Source organism: Streptococcus bouchesdurhonensis, from assembly GCF_948472335.1.
Map to the genome: position 1 here is coordinate 64,689 of NZ_CAOKTW010000002.1, position 16,008 is coordinate 80,696.

18 protein-coding genes and 4 pseudogenes are annotated in these 16,008 nt (G+C 37.6%); 18 read left to right on the forward strand and 4 right to left on the reverse strand.

Features of this window, described 5'->3' with window-relative positions; translation table 11 throughout:
- Position 1: 1 nt before the first annotated feature.
- Positions 2 to 253 carry a hypothetical protein gene (locus QMQ21_RS03060; RefSeq protein WP_001130045.1) on the reverse strand — a complete coding sequence of 84 codons (252 nt, stop codon included), beginning with the start codon at positions 251 to 253 and terminating at the stop codon, positions 2 to 4.
- Positions 254 to 611: 358 nt separating this feature from the next.
- Here QMQ21_RS03060 and QMQ21_RS03065 point away from each other — a divergent pair, with 358 nt between their 5' ends.
- Genes QMQ21_RS03065 through QMQ21_RS03075 form a run of 3 tightly spaced genes read left to right on the forward strand, consistent with a single transcriptional unit; the run spans position 612 to position 3,046 of the window.
- A complete protein-coding gene (locus tag QMQ21_RS03065; RefSeq protein ID WP_023935629.1) occupies positions 612 to 950 on the forward strand; it encodes a LytTR family DNA-binding domain-containing protein in 339 nt (112 codons plus the stop codon).
- Between the two features lie 4 nt (positions 951 to 954).
- On the forward strand, positions 955 to 1,692 hold the full coding sequence (locus QMQ21_RS03070) for a response regulator transcription factor (RefSeq protein ID WP_023935630.1): 738 nt from the start codon (positions 955 to 957) through the stop codon (positions 1,690 to 1,692).
- Between the two features lie 13 nt (positions 1,693 to 1,705).
- Complete coding sequence (locus QMQ21_RS03075) at positions 1,706 to 3,046, forward strand: sensor histidine kinase (RefSeq protein ID WP_023935631.1); 1,341 nt, start codon at positions 1,706 to 1,708, stop codon at positions 3,044 to 3,046.
- Positions 3,047 to 3,090: 44 nt separating this feature from the next.
- On the opposite strand, the gene blpC is transcribed toward QMQ21_RS03075, so the two are convergent.
- From blpC to blpA, 3 genes are read right to left on the reverse strand one after another with little or no spacing between them, the layout of a single operon-like run.
- A complete protein-coding gene (gene blpC, locus QMQ21_RS03080) occupies positions 3,091 to 3,246 on the reverse strand; it encodes a quorum-sensing system pheromone BlpC (RefSeq protein WP_000358814.1) in 156 nt (51 codons plus the stop codon).
- Between the two features lie 56 nt (positions 3,247 to 3,302).
- Positions 3,303 to 4,664 carry a peptide export ABC transport accessory protein BlpB gene (gene blpB / locus QMQ21_RS03085; protein WP_023935632.1) on the reverse strand — a complete coding sequence of 454 codons (1,362 nt, stop codon included), beginning with the start codon at positions 4,662 to 4,664 and terminating at the stop codon, positions 3,303 to 3,305.
- Between the two features lie 10 nt (positions 4,665 to 4,674).
- The gene (blpA, locus tag QMQ21_RS03090; RefSeq protein WP_023932574.1) at positions 4,675 to 6,828 is read right to left on the reverse strand and encodes a peptide cleavage/export ABC transporter BlpA; all 2,154 of its coding nucleotides are present in this window, start codon (positions 6,826 to 6,828) and stop codon (positions 4,675 to 4,677) included.
- A gap of 281 nt (positions 6,829 to 7,109) precedes the next feature.
- On the opposite strand from blpA, the pseudogene QMQ21_RS03095 reads away from it, so the two are divergent.
- The 15 genes and pseudogenes from QMQ21_RS03095 (at position 7,110) to QMQ21_RS03170 (ending at position 16,000) form a co-directional block, all read left to right on the forward strand.
- Positions 7,110 to 7,338 (forward strand): annotated as a pseudogene (locus tag QMQ21_RS03095) (Blp family class II bacteriocin).
- A 51-nt stretch (positions 7,339 to 7,389) separates the two neighbouring features.
- The gene (locus tag QMQ21_RS03100; protein WP_023935634.1) at positions 7,390 to 7,764 is read left to right on the forward strand and encodes a hypothetical protein; all 375 of its coding nucleotides are present in this window, start codon (positions 7,390 to 7,392) and stop codon (positions 7,762 to 7,764) included.
- Positions 7,765 to 7,769: 5 nt separating this feature from the next.
- Complete coding sequence (locus QMQ21_RS03105; protein WP_000438253.1) at positions 7,770 to 7,988, forward strand: hypothetical protein; 219 nt, start codon at positions 7,770 to 7,772, stop codon at positions 7,986 to 7,988.
- A gap of 319 nt (positions 7,989 to 8,307) precedes the next feature.
- A pseudogene (locus tag QMQ21_RS03110) lies at positions 8,308 to 8,632 on the forward strand (immunity protein).
- A gap of 163 nt (positions 8,633 to 8,795) precedes the next feature.
- On the forward strand, positions 8,796 to 9,833 hold the full coding sequence (locus QMQ21_RS03115) for a DUF6568 family protein (protein ID WP_023935635.1): 1,038 nt from the start codon (positions 8,796 to 8,798) through the stop codon (positions 9,831 to 9,833).
- A gap of 307 nt (positions 9,834 to 10,140) precedes the next feature.
- Positions 10,141 to 10,374, forward strand: coding sequence for a ComC/BlpC family leader-containing pheromone/bacteriocin (locus tag QMQ21_RS03125; RefSeq protein ID WP_000379956.1), 234 nt, complete (start codon positions 10,141 to 10,143; stop codon positions 10,372 to 10,374).
- A gap of 31 nt (positions 10,375 to 10,405) precedes the next feature.
- Positions 10,406 to 11,095, forward strand: a complete 690-nt coding sequence (locus QMQ21_RS03130; RefSeq protein WP_023935636.1) for a CPBP family intramembrane glutamic endopeptidase — start codon at positions 10,406 to 10,408, stop codon at positions 11,093 to 11,095.
- Between the two features lie 42 nt (positions 11,096 to 11,137).
- Positions 11,138 to 11,385, forward strand: a pseudogene (gene blpZ, locus QMQ21_RS03135) (immunity protein BlpZ).
- 26 nt (positions 11,386 to 11,411) lie between these two features.
- Positions 11,412 to 12,023: a CPBP family intramembrane glutamic endopeptidase gene (locus QMQ21_RS03140; RefSeq protein WP_023935640.1), complete on the forward strand. Its 612-nt coding sequence runs from the start codon at positions 11,412 to 11,414 to the stop codon at positions 12,021 to 12,023.
- 160 nt (positions 12,024 to 12,183) lie between these two features.
- Positions 12,184 to 12,978: a cell cycle regulator CcrZ gene (gene ccrZ / locus QMQ21_RS03145; protein ID WP_000363006.1), complete on the forward strand. Its 795-nt coding sequence runs from the start codon at positions 12,184 to 12,186 to the stop codon at positions 12,976 to 12,978.
- A pseudogene (gene trmB / locus QMQ21_RS03150) lies at positions 12,979 to 13,608 on the forward strand (tRNA (guanosine(46)-N7)-methyltransferase TrmB); the annotation flags it as partial. It abuts the gene before it with no gap.
- Positions 13,609 to 13,733: 125 nt separating this feature from the next.
- Positions 13,734 to 14,213 carry a ribosome maturation factor RimP gene (rimP, locus tag QMQ21_RS03155; RefSeq protein WP_007284956.1) on the forward strand — a complete coding sequence of 160 codons (480 nt, stop codon included), beginning with the start codon at positions 13,734 to 13,736 and terminating at the stop codon, positions 14,211 to 14,213.
- A 43-nt stretch (positions 14,214 to 14,256) separates the two neighbouring features.
- Positions 14,257 to 15,393 carry a transcription termination factor NusA gene (gene nusA, locus QMQ21_RS03160; RefSeq protein WP_023932582.1) on the forward strand — a complete coding sequence of 379 codons (1,137 nt, stop codon included), beginning with the start codon at positions 14,257 to 14,259 and terminating at the stop codon, positions 15,391 to 15,393.
- 21 nt (positions 15,394 to 15,414) lie between these two features.
- Positions 15,415 to 15,708 carry an RNase P modulator RnpM gene (gene rnpM / locus QMQ21_RS03165; RefSeq protein WP_000857562.1) on the forward strand — a complete coding sequence of 98 codons (294 nt, stop codon included), beginning with the start codon at positions 15,415 to 15,417 and terminating at the stop codon, positions 15,706 to 15,708.
- On the forward strand, positions 15,701 to 16,000 hold the full coding sequence (locus QMQ21_RS03170) for a YlxQ-related RNA-binding protein (protein WP_001041390.1): 300 nt from the start codon (positions 15,701 to 15,703) through the stop codon (positions 15,998 to 16,000). The genes rnpM and QMQ21_RS03170 overlap by 8 nt, the downstream gene beginning before the upstream one ends.
- The last annotated feature ends 8 nt before the right edge of the window (positions 16,001 to 16,008 follow it).

Genomic DNA, 16,008 nt, shown 5'->3' on the forward strand with positions numbered 1-16,008 from the left:
TTTAAGGTAAGGGATTGTGTAAATCTCCTAGTGAGGCACCTATATTATTAGCAACATTGCCAACTATGTTGCCCCAATCAATGATACATTTACCATTATCAAGATTAGCTTTATTATATGAATATCCATTTCTACATAGTACATTATCGCTAATCATATGAAACGGAGAATACCATCCATATGGAATACTACCGCCATTTATATGAGAAAGTTCGATTGATGTTAATTGTTTTGTTTTATTTGACTTGGCCATAATTTTCTCCTTGTTATATTTACGTCAATTGCAATAGAGTATATTTATAGGGTGTTAATCATGGTGGATGTGAATAAATCATATGCACCCCTCCTTTTTTGATGATTTTTAAAGTTGTTGCAAACATAGTCTTTCTATAATCATAGTCTATCACTTTTATCTCCTTTTTCACCATCAAATCTTTAATTGTCCTTGAAATTTCCTGAATGGTCCTGTTAAGATTTTATGATAAAATAGTTGTAAGCTCATCATGATGTTGTAGAAAAATAGTCCTTTTAGGAGTTTTCAAAGACTGTTTAGGATTGGGTGTGCTTGTGTTAGACCTTTTCTGTTATTCTTTTCTTAGGAGGAGAATCCAATGAAACATATGATTATTCAGACACAGAAAACAGTTTATAAAGTAAACATCGACGATGTCTACTATATCCAAACACATCCAACTAAAGCCCATACCGTACAGATTGTTACAGAAGAAGCTAGTTTTAATATGGTTCAAAATTTAAGTGATCTTGAGAACCAATATGGGGAAACCTTGATGAGATGTCATCGAAATTGTTTGGTCAATCTTGATAAAGTAAAATCGATTGATTTTCAAGAAAGAATCCTTTTTCTCGGAGAAGAAGGTCAATACGCTGTCAAGTATGCCAGACGTCGCTATAGAGAAATTCGCCAAAAATGGTTGAAACAAGGAGAGTAAGAAGATGAGAATATTTGTTTTAGAAGATGATTTTTCCCAACAGACTAGGATTGAAACGACGATTGAGAAACTCTTGCAAGAACATCAGATCATTCCTAGCTCTTTTGAGGTATTTGGCAAGCCAGACCAGCTGCTGGCAGAGGTGCATGAGAAGGGAGCCCATCAACTATTCTTTTTGGACATTGAGATTCGAAATGAGGAGATGAAGGGTCTGGAAGTGGCTAGAAAGATTCGGGATTGGGATCCTTATGCTCTCATCGTCTTTGTGACGACTCACTCAGAGTTTATGCCCCTGTCCTTTCGCTACCAAGTGTCTGCTTTGGACTACATTGATAAGGCCTTGTCAGCAGAGGAGTTTGAATCTCGGATCGAGACAGCCCTCCTCTATGCCAATAGTCAAGATAGTAAGAGCCTGGCGGAAGATTGCTTTTACTTTAAATCAAAATTTGCCCAATTCCAGTATCCTTTTAAAGAGGTTTATTATCTTGAAACGTCGCCTAGAGCCCATCGTGTTATTCTCTATACCAAGACAGACAGGCTGGAATTTACGGCGAGTTTAGAGGAGGTTTTTAAGCAGGAACCCCGTCTCTTGCAGTGCCATCGCTCTTTTCTTATCAATCCAGCAAATGTGGTGCATTTAGATAAGAAAGAAAAACTGCTTTTCTTTCCCAATGGTGGAAGTTGTCTGATCGCGCGTTATAAGGTCAGGGAAGTGTCTGAGGCTATTAATAACTTACACTGAACTAGGAGAGTTTATGAATATTGTTTGGATATTATTGCATACACTCATTACTAATGGGCTAGAAATTGTCATTTTCTTTAAGGTAGATGGAATTAATCTTACTTTCGAGAGGATTTTTAAAGCCTTTCTTTTGAAGATACTGTTGGCCTTTGTTTTTGTAATGATTGGCTATATGGTAGGAAATGTTTACCTATCTTATTTTATGGAACCCTTGTACGGCATATGCTTGTCTTTCTTATTGTTAAGAGGGCTTCCTAAAAAACTCCTTTTCTTTTATGGTCTCTTTCCAATGATATTGGTGAATCTCTTTTATAGAGGAGTCTCCTATTTTGTGCTTCCATTTTTGGGACAAGGGCAAGTATATGATGGCTACTCATTTACTGGGTTATGTATAATAATTTTCAATTTCTTCATTTCTCTAGCCTTTTTGAAATGGTTGGACTATGATTTTACTAGTTTGAGAAGGGAGATTCTCGATACAGGTTTTCAAAAGTCCCTGACTAAGATTAACTGGATAATGGGGGCTTACTATTTGGTGATACAAAGTCTGTCTTACTTTGAATATGAGCAAGGTATTCAATCAACGACTGTTCGCCATCTCATCCTAGTGTTCTACCTCCTATTTTTTATGGGGGTTATCAAGAAATTGGATACCTATTTGAAGGACAAACTCCATGATAGACTGAACCAAGAGCAGGCCTTGCGCTATAGAGATATGGAACGCTATAGTCGGCATATAGAGGAGCTTTACAAGGAAGTACGGAGTTTTCGCCATGACTACACCAACCTCTTGACTAGTTTACGTCTGGGTATTGAAGAGGAGGATATGGAGCAGATAAAAGAGGTCTACGGCTCCGTCTTAAAAGATTCCAGTCAGAAATTGCAGGACAATAAATATGACCTTGGGCGATTGTTGAATGTTCGGGACCGCGCCCTCAAAAGTCTCCTAGCAGGGAAATTTCTAAAAGCTAGAGAAAAGAACATTGTCTTTAATGTTGAAGTTCCTGAGGAGATTCAGGTTGAGGGGATGAGCCTACTTGATTTTCTAACCATTGTGTCTATCCTTTGTGATAATGCTATTGAAGCCAGTGCAGAGACTAGTCAACCTCATGTTTCAATTGCCTTTTTTAAAAATGGAGCACAGGAGACCTTTATCATTGAAAACTCCATCAAAAAAGAGAGCATAGATATTTCTGAAATCTTCTCCTTTGGAGCCAGTTCTAAAGGGGAGGATAGAGGAGTTGGTCTCTATACCGTCATGAAGATTGTGGAAAGTTATCCCAATGCTAGTCTCAATACTACCTGTCAAGATCAAGTCTTTCGTCAGGTGCTTACTATGATACCTACAGAATGATGAAAAAAATAAGACCGAGAGTTCTTGTTACTCGGTCTTATTTTTTATAGTTGTATTGGATGATGAAGTCCTTTCGTATTGTTATGCTTAATTATATTAAGGCTGTATAAGATATCTTCCCACAGTCCTCCACCTGTAATTTGGTTGAGTTCGGTAGTTGTTAGTTCTTGAAATGAAGTTAGGTTTTGTTTCTTATCCATGTTATGATTCTCCTTTTTGATAAGATAATAAATAGTTATAGAGTGTTATCTGAAAATTAATCAGAATGGGTTAAAATTTTATCTTTGAAATAATCAAAATATGTTTTCTTTGCAGTTACACTAGTGACGCGACCTTGTAAGCCATATTGGATGAGTTTACTATCCTCATTAGATAGTTTTGCAAGAGCGGTTAATTTAAAGAGATTACCTTGCTCTGTTCTGGTAGGAGTTTGATCAATTGTCTGAAGTTGACCGATAATGGTGGTGCCGTGATTTCCAATCTTCTCCAGTTTTAATCTTACAGTTTGTCCTTTATCTAGTAGAGGTAGATAGTCAGAAGATACGTAGTAAGTGATTAGTACTTCTCTTGTATCTGTGATGACAGGGAATATTTGAGCAATTTCTGTACCAGTTGGAATTCTATTTTTACCTTCAAATTCACTGTTTAAGTGAATGATACCTTTACTTGGGGCGGTTAAGGTATTGTTTTCTAAGCGCTGTGTCGCTTGATCTAGTTGTACTGTTAATTCTGTTAATTGATTCTCCACGGTTAGTTGTTGCTGTGAGGCTGTCTGTAAAAATTGAGTACGGAGTACTTCAATTTTGGTTGCTAAACTATTATCATAAGTTGCTACACTTCCGATACCAGCTTGCTGAATTTTGAGGCTTGCGATAGATGATTCAAGACCTGCAATACTTTGATTAATTTGAGATAAAAATGGCTCCTCTGCAGTTCCTTGTGTTTGTCCTTGTGAGGCTACAAGATAACGATTCAAAATTGACTGGTGCGGATTGCCAGTTGGTAAGCGTGCTCTGTTATTTATGATAGCATCTCTCAACTCTTGATATTCTCCAATTTGTTGTTGAACTTTTGTAATTTCTTGTTCGATGGCTGATGAACTGCTATTGGCAAGATTAGCTTGATTTGAAACTTCGGTGTTAGTCTTTGTGATACCCAGTTCAATATCATGGGATTGTTTAGTAAAATTCCTAAAGGTATTATGGTAGCCAAATTCATCCTCGCCAGAAAAAAGATCAGTCGCTTTTTCTAAGCTTTGTTTCAAAATTCCAAGTCCTTCTTTTTGCTTCTCAAGTCTTTGTAATTGAGTTTCTAAGGCAGTTTTCTGACTTTCTTCCATTGTTTCAGAGTATTTGATGAGTAAGTCACCTTTTTCAACTACTTGATTTGCCACTAAATGATTAGCTAGGATAGGATTATCACTTGTTGACTGAATAGATGCAATGACACTTGTAGGGGCGATTTCTCCTTGGGAAGTAACAGTAATTTCTTTTGTGGCAACAAGGGAGAAAATCAAGATGAAAGTAAATAGTAATGAAAGAGGTATAATTAACATTGTCGCATAGTTATGGTAACGTCTCTGATAAAACTCGACGCTTCTAAAAAGATTAGGATTCATGACATTCTCCTTATTTATTGAATAGATGATGGTAGAAGCCTTGCGCCTGCATTAACTCTTGGTGACTACCAACTTCAATGATTTTCCCCTGGTCAAGAACAATGACACGGTTAGTTCGTTCGGCTATACTGAGACGATGGGCTACAAAGAGAATGGTTTTATCAGTTAGGGACATAAGATTATCTATAACTTTTTTCTCAGTCAAGACATCAAGACCGCTAGTAGCTTCATCTAGTATTAAAACAGGAGCTTTAGTTAAAAGAGCACGAGCGAGAGCGATTCGTTGCTTTTGTCCTCCTGATAGACCAGCTCCATCAGAGAGCTGAGTTTGATAGCCCATAGGCATTCTTTCAATGTCTTGACGGATTTCAGCTAATTCACAAGCTCTTAGAATATCTTCTTGGCTAATCATATGATTACCACCCAAGGTTAAGTTTTCCAAGATAGAGCCATTAAAGATATAGGCTTGTTGAGGTAGGTAATTAATATGACGGCGCAAGACTTTCTTATCAATGTTTTTAATATCCTGATGATTGATGGAAATATGTCCTTTGTAAGGTTCAAAGAAATTGACAATCATTTTGGCTAAAGTTGTTTTACCAGAACCACTAACTCCAACTAGGCTAACCTTATCTCCTTGTTTAATCGTGAGATTAATATCTGTTAAGGTATCTCGTCCAAAACCATACTTATAAGAAAGGTCATCAAATTCAATATCTCCCATCAAAAAATGTGAATGAACAGGATTTTCTTGAACTTGAAATTCAGATTCGACTAGATAGACCTCGTTCAAACGGTTATTAGCGACCTTCGCAGATTGGAGTTTGGTTTGGAGGTTGATAATATTTTCCATAGGAGTTGTAAAGTAAGAAAGAAGTGTGTTAAAGGTAATCAGCTGACCGATAGAAATTTTACTCGACATGACTAATTGAGCGCCAAACCATAGGATAAGGATATTCAGAACTAATTTTGTTCCCTGCTTTAAACTCGTTTGTAAAATAGAATATTTACTGAGCTTAAAGGATTTTTCCAAATAATCTACAAATTCGCTGTCTATATTTTGATAGCGATTTTCTTCACTCGTGAGCGACTTTATAGTTTCAATCCCGTTGATATCTTCGATAATGGCAGAGCTAACCATAGAATTACTTTGCATGACATCATGGTTCATTTTTTCGAAAGGCTTCATAAAAGAAAAGATGATGAACATGTATATAGGAATGGAAATAAGAGAAAGAAGGAAGAGATTAGGGTTTTGTGCCAGTAAGACTCCCCCTACAAGAATCAGAATAGAAACATCCAGAAAAAGAGATAGAATGGTAGAAGCCAAGGCATCTATAATAGAGTTAGCATCTGTGAACCGTGAAATGATTTCTCCTGTACGACGTGTCGCAAAGAAAGACATAGGAAGTTCAAAAATATGGCGAATATAGGATAAAATCACATCAATGCTTAATCTCTGGCTCAGAACGGTTAGGAGATAATCTCTGGAGAAGCTCATGACTTGTTGGAGGATATAGGTTACAACCAGACCAACTGAGATGATTCCTAAAGTTGATTTCATCTGATTTGGGATGTATTCATCTAAGATTCCTTGGAGATAATAAGAACCACCGATATTGATAATCGTGACCAATAAGCTTGAGAGAACAATGTAAGCAATGAGAGATTTTTGTTTGAAAATCAGAGGAAGGAAGCTTAGTAGACCATTCTTTTTATCTTTATGGGGTTGATAGCTGGGTTTGGGAGCTAGAAAAATAGCTACTCCAGTCCATTCAGAGAAAAAGCGTTCTTTTGACATTTTAGTGATTTTTACAGAAGGGTCAGGATCGCCAATAATCAGATAGTCTTTCTTTGTTTGATAGACAACATAGTAATGTTGGAGTTTTCCTTCTTTGTTAACGTGAACGATAAATGGATAGGGGACATCACTCATGTCAAAGAGAGTTTTATCTGCTTGAACAGGTCTTGTTTCAAAGCCCATTTCATCAGCGGCTTTTACAATGCCAAGAGCAGTCGTTCCTTCTTTATTGGTCTTTGCAAGTTCTCTCAAGTGAGCTAGAGAAAAATCTGAACCATAGAATTTAGCAATCGAGGCTAAGGCAGCAACACCGCAGTCTCTAGCATCTATTTGAGGAACAAATGTACGTTTATAAGAAGTCATTGGCAATTCCTTTCATATAGTGGATAGGTCTATTATGACATAAAAACAATTTCATGCTTTATAAAATCTTGAATAGTCATTGAAATGTCCTGAATGGTAAAAAAGTGATTAGAAATTATCTTTTAAAAAAATTTTAGAGGTGGTTTTAAATAAAAAAGCTAATTCAAGACGTTTCGATGACAATTCAAGATTTGGATGAAAAATTTTAAAAAACAATGATATACTAAACTTGTCAAAGTTGCAACAAGACAAAAATTAAAAATAAAAAAGGAGTATTTGTCATGAATACAAAAATGATGTCACAATTTTCTGTTATGGATAATGAAATGCTTGCTCGTGTTGAAGGTGGAGATAAAGTAGGGGCTGGAGAAGTTGTTCAAGCATTAGGAATTTGTACAATAGGAGGTGCAGCTCTGGGGAGTGTTATCCCAGTTGTGGGAACTCTTGCTTAAGGGGATTTTAGGAGCACAGTTTTGTACAGCGGCTTGGGGAGCTTTTAGAGCAAGTTAAACTTTTAGAGATATAGTAGATTGAGAATAGTAGTAAAAGGAGGTGATTTATATGAAATACAGATTATTTCTTATTATTTTCTTGAGTAGTGTTTTGGATATTCTTTTAGGTACATTTTTGAAAATCTCGAATGTATCGATTGGATGGCTTGTTCTCTACAGTGGCTTATTTGAAGCAGGAGTTTTCCTTCTTGCTAATAAAGGTTTGGCGGTAAAAATTAAGGAAGCAGACATTCAAAATCGCTTTAAATTTATTTTTGGAAAAACGCTATGGTTTCAAATTCTTTTGCTCATCTTTTTGATGGTCAAACTGTATCTTGGTTTGGAGGCGAGGCTAATCTTATTCTATGGAAATATTTTAATTGTCTTTAATGCCTTAGTTTATCTTTTGTCTACTAGCCAAATTAATTTAACAAAGAAAGTGTGAAAAGAATGGAACAATCAGTAAATAATTTCATCATTTTACCTGATGAAAAACTAACAACGATAACAGCTGGAGATAAACAACTTGCAGACAGATTTTTAAGTGGAGTAGGTGGTGCGGTTGAGGGGATTTCGCTTTGTGCGCAGACAATCCCTTTCCCAACCCCGCAGATTTATTTAATTTGTGCAGCTGGTGGGGCGGCAGTTTCAGTTTTATGGCCACATTAGAGAAACCTGATTATGCATATATAACACAAAAAAGCATCCAGAATCGGTATGAAACCAAGGATTCTAGATGCTTTTCTCTTTTCACCCATTGGGTGCTGTTTTTACTGGAAAAAAGGGAGTTTCTCCTTTATGATATAAGTTCAAAAAATAAAAACAAAAGGACACTCCAATGCTCAGTATATCAAATAAGTCTATGAAAAACAATACTTTATCACACTTTTCTTTCGATGGTGGAAATCTGATCAATCAAGCTGGTTCTCTGCTTTTCAAATAACTCTTCACAAAGTTGAATCTAAAAGAAATCAGGTCAAAACACCTTGTGACCGATGATAAGCGACGCTATTATCACTATTCGGATATCGATATTGTCATCCAATTTCTTTTAGTGATTATTAACCTGGCTTCTATTTTGGTCACTGTTTACCTCACTAGGAAAATGAGAGTTTGAAGATGATGATTTGGTTAGTCCTAGAACCAATCAACTTATGTATATCGGCTTGACAGGTTTTATGTCTATTATCTATTTGTATAGAGGTATCACAGTAGCAGAATCCTATCAACAACTAATCGCTTATATTGGCGCTATTCTCTGCTCAACCATCATGCTTCTGCTCATTTGGGGTTTGAAGTATTATAAAAAGTAGAGCTTAATGAAGTATAAAAGAAAAGGGTAAGTGTTTTTAATACTTATCCTTTTATAATGAAGTTTTTGCAATTCAAGATGTTTCGATGACCATTTAAGATTTATATGAATTTGTAATCTTAAATAAGGTAAGATAAAGATAACAAATGTAAAGGAGTATTCTTATGAAGAAACAAAATATAAAATCGCTATTACTTGTACCACTTGTATTTGCATCTATTACTGCAGGTCTTGCATATGCAGAAGAACAGCCTACTACTTCATCTATCCAGGCGAATGATAGTTTTCTTGTGGCACCAGATTTGCCATCGGCTAAGAAAAAGGTGGAGCATAAACCTTCTGTTGTAACCCCAGAAGAGTATGAGAAGAATGTTACGGACTTTAAAAAGATAGATATTGAAGCCGTTCGTCAATCTTTTACAGAGGATCAATTGGAACATACTATTTATTTTGGTAGAAAAACTTGCTCTCATTGTCGTCAATTTTCTCCTGAATTGAAAGAATTTAATAACTTGATTGAAAAGAAGTTAGAGTATTATGATTTGGATGGTAAGGATTTTGATGGGGAAGCGAGAGAGTTTCTATTTAAAAAAGTCGGTATTCCAGGAACACCAACAATTTTGTATTTAAAAAATGGACATCCGATATCTGGATGGGTTGGTGGCGGAGCAACTGCACAACAGGTGTATGATTATATGTACTCGAGAAACTCACCTAAGCAAACGGAGACAGTGAAATCTTCTGAGGAAACAGTAACTGAAAGTGTCCGTGATGAGAATACTAGAAGTGACAGCATGAATATTAGTGATAAAGTTGTAAGTGACAGCAAAGGTATGAGTGATGAAAAAAGAACTGAAATGAAAATATCCAATGTTAATCCCAATTCTAATAGTGAAAATAGTGGGAAAGTGAAGAGTACAAACTCAACTTCTGAAGCTAAAACTACTCAATCTGACAATTTAGCAATGTTAGACAATAAGAATCAATTGGAAACTCCTAAACCTATTTTTGATGTTGCTCAAGAAAATAAAACTCCTTCAACTGATGTTAAGGGGACTGATTATGTAAGCAAATCTATTACTTCGAATGAAAAATTATTACCGAAAACAGGAGAGGAAGAAAGTTACCAACTGCTTCGGCTGGCTGTCGCGTTTTTTATGACTTCTGTAATGATTAAAGTGAAACAAAAAATTCATAAATAAAAATAGATGGTAAACAGGTGCAATGATACTATTTGTTTGTAATAATATATGGCTAGAATTTGCCTGTAGATAAGAATGAGAAGATAGGTGTATTTATTTTATATATAAAAGATTATAATTGTATATGAAATGAATGGTAAAAGGTAAAGTATTTCTGAAATGCTTTCTTTTTCGACTATTTTAACGCCTCAAGATGTTTTGATGACTATTTATGATTTGGATGGAAAATTTCAAAAAATAGTAGTATACTAACATTGTTAAGGTTGCAACAGGACAAAAATTAAACATAAAAAAGGAGATATTCGTCATGGATACAAAAATGATGTCACAATTTGCAGTTATGGATAATGAAATGCTTGCTCGTATAGAGGGTGGGGATGTATCTGATATTTATAGAGGGTACGCTAATCAGGTAAGTCCATTCGGTTCTTACCCTCCTATATTAAAAAATTCAGGTCCTTTTCCAGTAAGTGGTTACTGCCCGCGCGGTTATCATGACCGTGGTTATATAGGAGCAGGTTTTCATTTATGTGGAATATAGGCTGAAATACAAGAAATGAGGAAGAATTTCTATGAAAAAGTATCAGCTTGTCTTCAAAATAAGTGCAGTCTTGTCTTACCTATTTTTCGTATTTGGTCTTTCTCGGCTGACGCTTATTGTTCAAAATTATTGGCAATTTTCTTCCCAGATTGGCAATTTCGTCTGGATTCAAAATTTCTTGAGTTTGCTATTTAGCGGAGTCATGATTTGGATTCTGGTTAAGACAGGGCACGGCTATCTCTTTCGCATTCCAAGAAAAAAATGGCTTTGGTATTCGATTTTGACAGTATTAGTGCTAGTGCTCCAGATCTCTTTTAACGTTCAGACAGCTAAACATGTTCAGTCAACTGCTGAAGGTTGGGCTGTATTGATCGGTTATAGTGGGACCAACTTTGCTGAGCTAGGTATCTATATAACTTTGTTCTTTCTGACTCCACTTATGGAAGAGCTAATCTATAGAGGATTACTGCAACACGCCTTTTTTAAGCATTCGAGATTTGGCCTTGATTTGCTTCTTCCGTCAATTTTATTTGCTCTTCCTCATTTTTCAAGCCTGCCTAGTTTGTTAGATATCTTCATCTTTGCAACATCTGGCATCATCTTTGCTAGTTTGACCCGCCATACCAAGAGCATTTATCCTTCCTATGCGGTGCATGTGATCAATAATATTGTAGCGACCTTCCCGTTTTTGCTCACTTTTCTACATAGGGTCTTGGGGTAAAAAAACCAAAAGGCTTGCTTTTTAGCCATAAAGGAGGTTATCATGTATAAACACTTATTTTTCCTAAACTCAAAAACCTTAGTCGGTTGACACCCTATATTCTAGTCTTGGCTTCTGACACCATTGCCTTTAATGTTTTTGTGCTAACCTTTGTGTCTGCGGTGATCTTTAATTTCCTGAATCCCCTGCTAGCTTTGATAACTATGTTCTTAGGTGCTGGTTATGTTGTCGGATTTTGGTTACTAAAATGGTTTGTTTTGGAAAGACTAGAGTTAAAGGATGACTTGTAGGGAAGTTTGTTGAGGAGGATAATTTTATGGAGTTTTTTGATAAATTTCATGCCTTGTGTTTTGGACTTTTAGTACTACTAATCGTCATTACAGTTCCTTATACGATTAACCATGGGGATTTTTTTCAAAATGAATTTGCACTGATTATTGTAAGTCTTCTTGTAACCTCGATGAGTGTTGCTTATGCTAGAAAGTTTGAAATGATTTCTTTTGGGATGTTAAGCAAGAAAGAACTTTTACTTTTCATTGCAATCTTTCTTCTAAGTGTGCTTGAGACGCTGGTTTATATTCATTTCTTCGCTGTTTCTTCTGGCGCAGGAGTTCAACACTTGGCGGAAGTCAGCAGAGGAGTTTCTCTGTCTTTGATTTTGACTTCCTCAGTTTTTGGCCCCATCCAGGAGGAACTCATTTTCAGAGGACTTCTTCAAGGTGCGGTTTTTGACAATTCTTGGTTAGGGCTTGTGCTAACTTCCTCTCTCTTTTCTTTTATGCATGGTCCTTCTAATGTCCCTTCGTTTATTTTTTATCTACTTGGGGGCTTGTTACTGGGATTTGCTTATAAAAAGAGCCAAAACCTATGGGTTTCTACTCTAGTTCACATGTTTTACAATGCTTGGCCACTCTTATATTATTTATAAAAATCATGAAAGGTAAGCAGAAGACGGTGCTTGCCTTTTTCTTTCTATAATGATACCCAAGCCAATCCAGAGGCTTTTCTTTGAGAATCGGGTGTGGAGCGGTTGACGAATAGGCCAAAAACTAGTAGAATAGTAAGGAAACTTTATACGGAGGAAAGAAATGGATTTGGGTGATAATGAGCTAACACTGACTCCCATACCTGGGAAAAGTGGCAAGGCTTATATGGGTAGCTATCCTGATGGGAAGCGCATCTTTGTAAAAATGAACACCTCTCCAATCCTACCTGGTCTAGCTAGAGAACAAATTGCTCCACAATTATTATGGAGTCGCCGTTTGGCAGATGGGCGTGATATGTGTGCTCAAGAATGGTTGACAGGCAAGATATTGACCCCCTATGATATGAATCGTAAACAAATCGTCAATATTTTAACCCGCCTTCATCGCTCACGTCCTTTGATGACACAGTTGAGTCGTTTGGGCTATGCCATGGAAACACCTGTAGATTTACTACAGTCTTGGCAGGAAACGGCTCCAGATGCTTTGCGTAAAAATCATTTTATCAGTGAAGTGATGGCTGATTTACGTCAGACTATTCCAGGATTTAGAGAGGACTATGCGACCATTGTCCATGGAGATGTACGACATAGTAATTGGATTGAGACAGATAGTGGCTTGATTTATTTGGTAGATTGGGATTCGGTTCGCTTGACCGACCGCATGTTTGATGTGGCCCATATGCTCTGCCATTATATTCCAGAACATCAGTGGAAGGAATGGTTGACCTACTACGGTTACAAGTATAATCAAACGGTATTAAGTAAATTGTATTGGTACGGTCAATTGTCTTATTTGAGCCAGATTTCCAAGTATTATATGAACCAAGATTTAGAAAATGTTAATCGGGAGATTCATGGCTTGCGTCACTTCCGAGACAAGTATGGAAAGAGAAGATGAGTTAGAAATCGTAAAGGGGCGACAGAATTACTAGAGGCAAATCCCCAGTATGTGGTCCTCAATCCCTTGGAAGCCAAGGGGAAATGGCGGGACTTGTTTGGCAATGACAATCCCATTCATGTGGAAGTTGGAAGTGGGAAGGGTGCCTTTGTTTCAGGTATGGCAAAGCAGAACCCTGACATCAACTATATCGGGATTGATATTCAAAAGTCTGTTTTAAGCTATGCTTTAGACAAGGTTCTTGAAGTTGGAGTGCCTAACATCAAGCTCTTGTGGGTAGATGGTTCTGACTTGACTGACTACTTTGAAGACGGTGAGATTGATCGCTTGTATCTGAACTTTTCAGATCCATGGCCGAAAAAACGCCATGAAAAGCGTCGTTTGACCTACAAGACCTTCTTGGATACCTTCAAACGTATCTTGCCTGAAAATGGAGAAATTCATTTCAAGACGGATAACCGTGGCTTGTTTGAGTACAGTTTAGTGAGCTTTTCTCAGTATGGCATGAAGCTCAATGGTGTCTGGCTAGACTTACATGCCAGTGATTTTGAAGGCAATGTCATGACAGAATACGAGCAAAAATTCTCCAATAAGGGGCAAGTTATCTACCGAGTTGAGGTAGAATTTTAAGAAATAGCCTGAAATCAGGCTGTATAAGTGCTTTTGCTTTACATAAGTTAGCAAATGTGATATACTAAGAGTAAGAATATGAAAAGTGAGGCGGGGAAATATCTTCGCCTCTTGCTTATGAGGAGGTGGACGCAATCGCAACAATCGTAGAATTAGTCAGAGAAGTTGTAGAACCTGTCATAGAAGCTCCTTTCGAGCTCGTGGATATCGAGTATGGAAAGATTGGCAGTGACATGATTCTCAGTATTTTTGTAGATAAACCTGAAGGAATTACCTTGAACGACACGGCAGACTTGACAGAAATGATCAGTCCTGTCCTAGATACCATCAAGCCAGATCCCTTCCCAGAACAATATTTCCTAGAAATCACCAGTCCAGGTTTGGAACGTCCTTTAAAAACCAAGGATGCCGTTGCTGGAGCAGTTGGGGAATACATCCATGTCGGGCTCTACCAAGCCATCGATAAGCAAAAGGTCTTTGAAGGAACCTTGTTGGCCTTCGAAGAGGACGAGTTGACTATGGAATATATGGACAAGACGCGTAAGAAAACCGTCCAAATTCCATACAGTTTAGTATCAAAAGCACGTTTAGCAGTTAAATTATAGAAAAAGAAAGGATAGCTTTTGAGGATTCAAAAGTGAAGAAAACATGAGTAAAGAAATGCTAGAGGCCTTCCGCATTTTGGAAGAAGACAAGGGAATCAAAAAAGAAGACATCATCGACGCAGTAGTAGAGTCGCTTCGTTCCGCTTATCGCAGACGCTATGGTCAGTCAGACAGCGTAGCTATTGACTTCAACGAAAAAACAGGTAACTTTACAGTTTATACTGTCCGTGAAGTTGTTGATGAAGTATTTGATAGCCGTTTGGAAATCAGCTTGAAAGATGCTCTTGCCATTAATTCAGCTTATGAACTTGGAGACAAAATCAAGTTTGAAGAAGCACCAGCTGAGTTTGGTCGTGTAGCAGCCCAATCTGCCAAACAAACCATCATGGAAAAAATGCGCAAGCAAACACGTGCCATCACTTACAATACTTACAAAGAACATGAGCAAGAAATCATGTCTGGTACAGTAGAACGCTTTGACAACCGCTTTATCTATGTCAACCTTGGTAGCATCGAAGCCCAATTGTCAAAACAAGACCAAATTCCTGGAGAAGTTTTTGCTTCTCATGATCGTATCGAAGTTTATGTTTACAAGGTTGAAGACAACCCTCGTGGTGTGAACGTCTTTGTTAGCCGTAGCCATCCAGAAATGATCAAACGTTTGATGGAGCAAGAAATTCCAGAAGTTTATGATGGAACTGTTGAAATCATGAGCGTGGCTCGTGAAGCAGGTGACCGTACGAAGGTTGCTGTTCGTAGCCACAATCCAAACGTGGATGCTATCGGTACAATCGTTGGACGTGGTGGTGCTAATATTAAGAAGATTACTAGCAAATTCCACCCAGCTCGTTACGATGCTAAAAATGACCGCATGGTACCAATCGAAGAAAATATCGATGTTATCGAGTGGGTAGCAGATCCAGCTGAATTTATCTACAATGCCATCGCTCCTGCTGAGGTTGACCAAGTTATCTTTGATGAAAACGACAGCAAACGTGCCTTGGTGGTTGTTCCAGATAACAAGCTTTCTCTTGCCATTGGTCGTCGTGGACAAAACGTGCGCTTGGCGGCTCACTTGACTGGTTACCGTATCGATATCAAGTCTGCTAGCGAATTTGAAGCCATGGAAGACGCTGCTTCAGTAGAGTTGGAAGTAGAAAACGATACTGTAGAAGAATAAAAGCTGCTAGAGGAGGGAAAGATGAAAACAAGAAAAATCCCTTTGCGCAAGTCTGTTGTGTCTAACGAAGTGATTGATAAGCGTGATTTGCTCCGCATTGTCAAGAACAAGGAAGGACAAGTCTTTATTGATCCTACGGGCAAGGCCAATGGCCGCGGCGCTTATATCAAACTAGACAATGCAGAAGCCCTAGAGGCGAAAAAGAAGAAGGTCTTTAACCGCAGCTTTAGCATGGAAGTGGAAGAAAGCTTTTATGACGAGTTGATCGCTTATGTGGATCACAAAGTGAAAAGAAGAGAGTTAGGACTTGAATAAGCAAAAGATAAGTAATCTCTTGGGACTTGCTCAGCGAGCAGGGCGGATTATATCGGGTGAAGAATTGGTGGTCAAGGCCATTCAAGACGGCAAGGCCAAGTTGGTCTTTCTAGCTCATGATGCTGGACCCAATCTGACCAAGAAGATTCAAGATAAAAGTCATTATTATCAAGTGGAAATTGTAACCGTGTTTTCAACACTGGAATTAAGCATAGCAGTCGGGAAATCGAGAAAGGTTTTGGCTGTAACAGATGCTGGATTTACAAAGAAAATGAGGTCTCTTATGGAATAGAAGAGGAG